Genomic DNA, 397 nt, shown 5'->3' on the forward strand with positions numbered 1-397 from the left:
TAGGGCGTGTCATCAATTAAGCCAAACGACACAAGAAACTAAGTGAATGGCACTAAGGAAATGACTGGCTAACTTATCATAGCGAGTGGCAATCGCACGATACTGCTTAATCTTGGCAAAGAAGTTCTCTATTAGGTGCCTCGCTTTATAAAGCTCTTTATCGAAGTCTCTTGGCTGCAGCCGATGACACTTAGATGGTATAACTGCATTACCTTGCACTGCTTTAATCGGTTCAATAACGCGGGCATCAGCATCGTAAGCTTTATCGGCAAGCCACGTTTGGCTAATACTGACATCAAGCAATTCATCTGAGCCACACAGGTCATGAGCTGCCCCACCTGTTAGATAAAAGCCAGTAGGATTGCCTAATGCATCTGTTCGAGTATGTATTTTAGTC

General features: G+C 43.8%; 1 protein-coding gene. It reads right to left on the reverse strand.

Translation table 11 applies throughout. The annotated features are described in order from the left end of the window. Positions 1-12: 12 nt before the first annotated feature. Positions 13-397, reverse strand: a 385-nt coding sequence (locus ACT3RN_RS16175; protein WP_444518879.1) for an IS5 family transposase, incomplete at its 5' end; no start/stop codon positions are given.

This window comes from Psychrobacter sp. AOP5-GZ1-6 (genome assembly GCF_052376345.1).
Classification (GTDB): Bacteria; Pseudomonadota; Gammaproteobacteria; order Pseudomonadales; family Moraxellaceae; genus Psychrobacter.